At 55.2% G+C, this 7366-nt stretch carries 6 protein-coding genes; 2 read left to right on the top strand and 4 right to left on the bottom strand.

All coding sequences use genetic code 11. The features are described from left to right. Positions 1-113 precede the first annotated feature (113 nt). The gene (locus tag EXE46_RS15890) at positions 114-518 is read right to left on the bottom strand and encodes a PD-(D/E)XK nuclease family protein (RefSeq protein WP_241981595.1); all 405 of its coding nucleotides are present in this window, start codon (positions 516-518) and stop codon (positions 114-116) included. Positions 519-665: 147 nt separating this feature from the next. Here EXE46_RS15890 and EXE46_RS15885 point away from each other — a divergent pair, with 147 nt between their 5' ends. Continuing rightward, a complete protein-coding gene (locus EXE46_RS15885) occupies positions 666-1079 on the top strand; it encodes a helix-turn-helix transcriptional regulator (RefSeq protein WP_137689317.1) in 414 nt (137 codons plus the stop codon). A gap of 30 nt (positions 1080-1109) precedes the next feature. Here the strand turns inward: EXE46_RS15885 and EXE46_RS15880 are convergent, their stop codons facing one another. Continuing rightward, positions 1110-2030 carry a MarR family transcriptional regulator gene (locus EXE46_RS15880; protein ID WP_137689319.1) on the bottom strand — a complete coding sequence of 307 codons (921 nt, stop codon included), beginning with the start codon at positions 2028-2030 and terminating at the stop codon, positions 1110-1112. Positions 2031-2166: 136 nt separating this feature from the next. Here EXE46_RS15880 and EXE46_RS15875 point away from each other — a divergent pair, with 136 nt between their 5' ends. After that, positions 2167-2490 (top strand): hypothetical protein, encoded by a 324-nt coding sequence (locus EXE46_RS15875; RefSeq protein ID WP_137689316.1) that lies wholly within the window; start codon positions 2167-2169, stop codon positions 2488-2490. Between the two features lie 286 nt (positions 2491-2776). Here the strand turns inward: EXE46_RS15875 and EXE46_RS15870 are convergent, their stop codons facing one another. Together EXE46_RS15870 and EXE46_RS15865 are read right to left on the bottom strand one after the other, a co-directional pair. Further along, the gene (locus EXE46_RS15870; RefSeq protein ID WP_137689315.1) at positions 2777-4123 is read right to left on the bottom strand and encodes an orc1/cdc6 family replication initiation protein; all 1347 of its coding nucleotides are present in this window, start codon (positions 4121-4123) and stop codon (positions 2777-2779) included. A 773-nt stretch (positions 4124-4896) separates the two neighbouring features. Then, positions 4897-7062: a type B DNA-directed DNA polymerase gene (locus EXE46_RS15865; RefSeq protein ID WP_137689314.1), complete on the bottom strand. Its 2166-nt coding sequence runs from the start codon at positions 7060-7062 to the stop codon at positions 4897-4899. Positions 7063-7366: the final 304 nt, after the last annotated feature.

Below are 7366 nucleotides of genomic sequence, written 5' to 3'. Positions count from 1 at the left end.
GACCGATTCCGACCCAAACACATCTAGCGGAATCATCCGTGTCGGACACCGCTGACGCGGTGTCCTTGTCCTCTTCGACACGACAGCGACAGCTCGCCAGTATCAACAATCTCCTACAGAAGAGCGTTCTTGGTTTGTCCATCTCCCTCAGAGGCGTCGATTTTGAGCTCACAGAGGATGAACCACTTTTCCTCACACCACACCAATAGATCGATCCGACCATCTGGAACTGGAACCTCGGTCGCAACCTGGACGTTCTCAATGTCAAACCGGGAGAACTTGAAGTCAATATTGTCACGACGTTGGAGTCCACGGAGAAACTGTTCCAATACAGCGTGGTTGAGCCGATGCGGGGCTTCTGGATTCAAGAAATATGCGAGGAGTTGCTGCCAGTCGCCTTCCTGTCGACTTCGATCTAAGAGTTGGAGAGTTGTCGGCGGTGGTTCTTCGGTTTCAGGAAGTCGGTCCAGTTGCCGACGCATTTCCTCAAGACAACGAGTGAGCTCTGCTACAGTCATACCCGTTCAACAGAGAGCCCACCAATCAAATCTGTGGTGGCATCGACACCGAGACCGTCTCGTGAGGAGTAGCAATTCCTGCCAGTTTGTCTCAGAGTAATTTACTTAGGGGTAAATTACTTTTCGCCAGGGCGTGGACCGTATCGTATGAACTCCGATCTGGGGACCGCCAAAGAAACTGAGCCCCGGGAACTCGTCCACTTCGTCACACAACAGACACGGTTCGCGCTCATCATGGACATCCTCCAGCACCCCAAGCAGCTTCCGTCGATGTACGAACTTGAGGAACTCAACCCCAGCGTGAGCGAGGCGACGGTTTACAAACACATCCAAAAGCTCATCGACGCCGGTATCGTCAAAGAAGTTCCCCTCAATGATGATCAGCGCCGGCAGGGCTATCCTCGGAAGTTCTACGGTCTCACAGAGGAGGGCCGGACCTTCCTCGACGAACACAATCTTCTCGCCGCGGAGGAAACCCTTCAACAGATCCACAAGACCATCTCCGACAAGCCCGAGAAGATGATCAAGTACGAGAATGCTCCCCGCCCGGACGGCGCGTGACTTCTGAATCGGCTCGCTTACAGCTCCCGCTTAGGTTTCGATTTCGTACTCAGTCGCCAGCTTCTGGAACTCGTCCCACTCGGGGAGGCGATCGTCTCTAACATCGCCGTGGGTCTCGAGGTAGCGGAGCAAGGCGATGATTTTGTCTTCAAGATCATACTTCGCAGCTTGTGTTCGGAGGTCGTCCTCGTCGACGTCGACGTGACTGAGCAAGAGGAGACAGTACGAACGGTAACGGCTGCCGTCGTCTACTAACAGCGTGTGACAGCAGAGCTCCGCTGGAGAGAGGGCGTCGGGTTCCTCGGAGTAGACGTAATAGCGGTGGTCGGTGAGCAGAAATTGGAGGTCGAACGAGGCGAATCGAGCGAGGCCGGTTTCGTAGAATCCGTTTGCGTCGATCTCCGTCTCGGCTTGGGCGAGGAATTCGTCGTAGTCTTCCCAGAGAATTGTGCCCTTCGAGGCGACGGCTTCGAGGCGTTGGCGATGGAGATGGTGTGTGAGTTGACGGGCGAACTCGTGGAGACGGTCGAAGTCGGCGTTGAAGTCATAACGGCCGTCGTCCGTCCCGACGAGGCCACGATCGCGAAACCGCTTGAGGACACGGTTGACGGTATTGCGGTAGTTGTCACTCTGCTCGGCGATCTCGGCGACAGTTCGCGGCTCGTCGAGGTAGTATAGCACCTCAAGTGTCTTCCCGGTCAACAGCTCGGGGAAGTCGATATGGGAGTACTGGCGGACGAGGTCCTGGTAGAGTTCGACGGCACGAGAATCAGACGGGACGACTCGTTTTCGCCGACCGTCGCGTTCCGTGTACACGAGTCCCTTCTCGACGAGGTCACCGACGCCACGAGAAAGGTAGCTCTCACTGTGGTCGAGCTTCGTCGCGAGCTCGGAGATCGTGTCGCCGCGGTCGATCGTGGCGAGGACTTCAAGTTCGATACGCCGGAGCACAGTGTAACTCATTACGAAATTTGTTTATAAATAAACTTCAGGTAGTGTGACATCCAGCAAGGAAGGGTCGTCTCTATCGTCTTAACCAACAAAACTATTGCTTCGTGGGTCGTGTTGGTTAATACGAGAGTAGCCGATGTCCTACGAACCCCCGACCCCACCGGCGAACCTTCCGACGGAGATCGTCAACACGCTCAACGAGTCGGACTCGGAGCTGCTCCGAGACGTTGCGACGTACGCTGAAGCGCTCGCCGAACACAAGGAACGAGAGGACCATCTCGAGGAGTCGGTAGATCAAGAAGAGGTCGAAGAGCGACCAGACGATCTTCCGGATGAGGTCCCTGCCAAAGCGACGATCACGATCAAGGAGATCAACAACAATCGCTACTACTACTGGCAATGGAGAGAGGGAAATCAAGTCAAGTCCAAATATAAGTCACCGGTCGATCCTGACGAGTAGAACAGGTGGCTAGCCGGATATTGATGTCTACACACCCCGTGTGCGAAATGAAATTCCCACAGAGACCTGATTGGCACCCCCCGTGTGCGAGATGATTCTACGTTGATTCGGGACGGACCCCGTATGAGAGATGAATCAGTTGACGAATCAAGCGGAGACACTCCGTGTGCGAAATGAAATCGTGTATACGGTTGTCAGACACACTTACAGATAGCGACAGTAATTATAGCGAAATCACACCCCGTGTGCGAAATGAATCCAGTCGTGGCAGCAACGTCTCTGGGTGCTACTTCCTTTCAAAGAAATCATCTATTTGTGCGTTGACAACAGATTTGATTAGATCGCCTTCATTATCCGCCTCTTCGATCCGGATGTCAGCTCGAAGCGTTTCAGCAACCACCCCCGGATCATCAACAAACGTGTACTCCTTGTGAACGCCACTCCCGTAGCCGCGTCCACGCTTTTCTGAGGTGACGAAGTTGTATGTCTCCGCTTCACTCATATACCGAAGGTAGGAGTCGCGCGATTTTGTATCAGCGTCAAGTAAGTCAGTAAGGTACTGATACACGCGATATGCAACCGTACTGGGAACAGCGTTCAAATTGCGTTGTGAGTAGACGGGGACAATCGCAGTAGCGTAAAGCGAGAGCTTCTTTTGGGTCGACAACCCTTGCATCTGAGTCAGCGTCCGATCCCGTTCTGCTTCTTTCTGGGCATCACGAACGTGCCCTTCATGAACCATATCTTCGCCTTCGCGGTCTGCAATCTCGCCTGCTTTCCGAAACAGATCGATCGCTTTCCGGGCGTCGCCGTGGTCCTGTGCCGCAAATGCAGAGCTAAGTGGAATGATCCCGTCCTCAAGGACACCGTCCCGATACGCGTCACGACGTCGTTTCAGAATGGACTGTAGTTGGTCCGCATCATAGTCTGAGAAGACGACATCCTGCGGATTGAACGAGCTCTCTGCCCGACCGTCGAGGTTCTCCATGAACCGGGGATCGTTTGTGAGCGCAGCAACGGAAACGTGTCCCTCGATCTGGCCGAGTTGTGATGCTCGAGAGAGCTGATAGAGCAACTTGGAGTATGCTGGCTCATCGTTCGGATCCCGTTGTCGCCCTACCAAGAGGTCGACCTCATCCAAGATGATAATGACCGAGTCGAAGTTGTTGCTCAGGATCTCATAAAATCGGTTGAGTTTCTGGTCTGTCGAGACGCCACTCTGTGGAACCCCAATTTCAACGTCTGCTTCATTAGCGGCGTTTTCCACAAGTCGATAGACGGCCCTATCGTGCGATTTGATTGTCTGACAGTTGGTTTTAATAACCCCAAAACGGTCGTCTTGGGCGTTCGCGAGTTCAAGAACCTGCTGACAGACCGCGTTGATAATGAGTGACTTCCCCGTCCCGGATGGGCCGTAGAGAAGCATATTGGGCGGTCGGTTTCCCTGTACTGCCGGTCGTAGGTAGGTGATGATATCGTCCAGCTGGTCATCACGACCGACGATGCGATCCTCGTCGATGACGGCATCTGGGTCGAGAAGACCCTTATCTCGGAAAACCGAGTTTTGAACACCCTCCTGGAGGCGTCCTTTGATAGATTGTGAGAGGGACTGTTGATCGTCGCCGTCAACCATATTTGGGCAGTTAGAGCGAAACTATAAATAAATATGGGTACCGTGTGCGAGATTAAATTTGCTGAATTCTCACGTTACAGGCGCTTTCGCGAAGGGGAGGCAAAGTAATACTGTAACCGTGGGCGAAATCAATTAGTCGTAGTGACCCCCCGTGTGCGATATGAAATGTTGATCAGGTCATCGAACAGCTGTCGATGTCAAGGCGAGACGGATGGGTTCGGTGGGGGTACTCCCCGTGTACAAAATGAATTACTAGACGTATTCTCGACTAGATGTGCCGAGAAGAGCTCTTGAATATCTCGAGTGGAGTCTTATTTCGTCGGTGGGTTACCCCCACACCCCGTGTGCGATATGAATTTGGTGAGAGGGTAGGCAAGGACGAGTCATCTGAAAAGTTGGAAAATGGCGAGAGAGTCCACGAGAAGGCGTCAAACTAACGGAGGCGTCCGTCTCACGAAGGGTTAAAGCCATAGACGAGCCCAATTATATCACGAAACATACTGTTTCGTTTTAACCGACTTGAGCCCTGTTGCGGCTATGGTTGACAGAGTGTCTATGTAAAGGTTTCTATGAAATATAGTCTTTCGTGACATTGCCGTCTCTAAGGCCCTACCTCCGTAAAATCATGAATCTCCGGCGGTTCGGGGTCTCTCCCGTTGACTACCCCCTCCCACCATCTTCCCGATTTCATATCGCACACGGGGTGTGGGGGTTCGATCTCGTGAGGGGCAGTAGTTAACCAACAGAACCGCTCCTGACGACTCCTGTGTTGGTTAACAATCCTCCGTGTTCGTGTATGCCGTCAACTTTGGGGCCCGCGTCTCCGTGAGTTCCCGACGAATGTCTGAACGGTCCCACCCGATCGGTGACAGTACACTCTCGACGGCTCGGATCAGTTGTGTCTCGTAGTAGGAAGCGTCGTAGGTCTCGATCTCCTCGTGAGCTAATGCGACCCGCTCGCGAGAGGTCTTCTCATCGTCAACGACCACGTACTCGATATCCTGTCCGGGATGGACGGCGAGATCCTGATCGCGAGCCCGCTTCAGCGCCGCCACGTTCTGGGTGTTCTGCGTATACCCTTCGAGTGGCTTAGAGACACGATTCCGTTCGACGAGTTGTTCAACCGGCACCGTTCCAGCGTGAAGGCGCTTGATGGCGTCTTGGAGACAGTCGAGTACGGCGTCCGGAGATCGAGTCGCGTCGAATCGTTCGAGACAATCCTGCTGAACATCCTCGATAAACGGCGGAGTCGACCGCTGACGAGCCTCGATGCCGCGTAATTTGAACTCGTCATTGCCAGCCACTTTGCCGAAATACTTCGTGAGTGCGCCGGCGTCGCTCTCCCGCTGGGGAACGAACGCGACCCAGTCGTAGTGGGCTTCGTGTTCAAGCCGAATCTCGACGCCCTCCGTAATCTCTGTCGCGAGCGCCTCGAGGTCCTCGCGAGCATCGTCGTCGACGTCGGGATCCGGCGTCACCCAGATGGAGTCGACGATGCCATGAACGACACGCCAGCCACCGGCCTCCAAGCGTTGCTTTGCCGTCAACAGAATCTCGCGAGCAAACGCGTTGATTGCTTCGTGGCACTCGATCCGCCCGAATTTTGCGTTGCTGAACCCCTGATACCCGAAGCAAGCGACGAGAATCCATTTCAGCGCACCCGATCGCCCTTCGAGTTCCGCCAGTCGGTCCTCGTCGGGATCGTCCCGCTGCTGTTCGCGACGGATGGCCGCCTTGATCTCGTCGCGAGCATCGATGATGGGCTGGAGGACGTCGACAAGATAGCCCCGTTCGTCACAGATCGAGTATTCGAGGCCGGGGACGTCCTCGCGGTCGCTGTGGCAATCACAGCGGATAACGTCGGGTGAGACGTTCCGGGTGTAGATGATGTTTGGATACAGACTCGAGAAGTCGAGTTCGTGGACGTCCTCATGGAGGCCGACCTCGGGCGCGAAGATGAAGCCGCCACGGTCGGCGTCGTGGAGCGTCCCCATCGGTTTGTAGAACTCGTGCCGCCAGAAGTTCCATGGGACGAGCACGTCGCGGTCGTGGGCCTCACAGATCTGAATCGCGGTCAACACATTGCCGATCGACGCCCACGCCAGCTCCTGGACGGGCTTCCTCGACCGCGAGACGAGATCGAGAACGCCGTCAAGGTTTGTCTCCCCGTAGAAGAACGTGTTACTCTCGTCGATGATTACCCGGCCGGGCACGTTGTACCGCGCTGGAGAGTGGCCAACACGACCGTAACTCGCATACGTCGACCGGCTCGCGAGCTGCTGGTAGTCGACGTCGGGCCACCGGCTCAACGTAAACTCGTCGACGCCGGCGGCCGCAGCCATCTCGTACAACGTCGAGATGATCTCGCTCGTCGAGCAGACCAGGATATCCGGGTTCTGATCTTCGAGTGCTGCTTGGACTGCTGTCAGGATCTCCGTTGGCGAGCCGGTGACGGTGTCGCCAGCGATGGACAGCTCGGTGTAGGTGTCAGTTCCCGTTTCGGTCACTGGGACGCTGAGTCGGAGTGTCGACAGCTCGCTCGCTGGTGTCGGATCGACGTCTTCCTCAAGGCAGTACCGAAACTCTCGCGAGAAGTCGACGTTGAAACAGGCGAGATCTCCAACCGGATACGCGTCCACCTGCCGTGCCTGCTGTGCGAGCGGGCTGACGCGGTCGATGTGGGTGACGTCGACGGCGAGGACTGGTTCCTCGTTGCGACGGAATCCAGGATGCTGCGTCACTATCTCGGTTCCAGCGATGTGGGGATGGTGGTCGTAGAGCGACCGAAGTGCTGTGAAATCGATGTCGGCATCCGGATCGCGAGCACCGACGTAGAACCGTGGAGTATAGTCGTCGCGTTCGGTCGCAACGGCACCGTCGGCGGTGGCGTCCCACTCGAGGACGCGCCCGTCGTCTAGGAAGTCGATAGTGAACGGCATTTGCGTAAGTCACCTACTGCCTCTACACCGAAATCTCGCATAATCGCCGGCGTGTCTATTCCGGATTTCGGGAAACGAGGATCGTCTCGATAGAAGTAGCGTGTTCTCGTGGATTCACTCCTCCATTTCACTTTCCGGAATCATTTCAGAGTTTGTATCCGGATCTCCGTATCTGTGTCGCTCTTATGTAGAACTGTGGAAAGACCGTATAGTTACACTGAGTCAGTACTAATCTGGCAATATGCCTTCTACTCAGCCAGCGTTCGGCGGGATGTTTCGGCAGCTGATTGAGCTGGGAGTTATC

Origin of the sequence: Halorubrum sp. GN11_10-6_MGM, assembly GCF_005435165.1 — an archaeon.
Classification (GTDB): Archaea; Halobacteriota; Halobacteria; order Halobacteriales; family Haloferacaceae; genus Halorubrum.
This window is presented reverse-complemented; position numbering and strand designations above follow the sequence as displayed.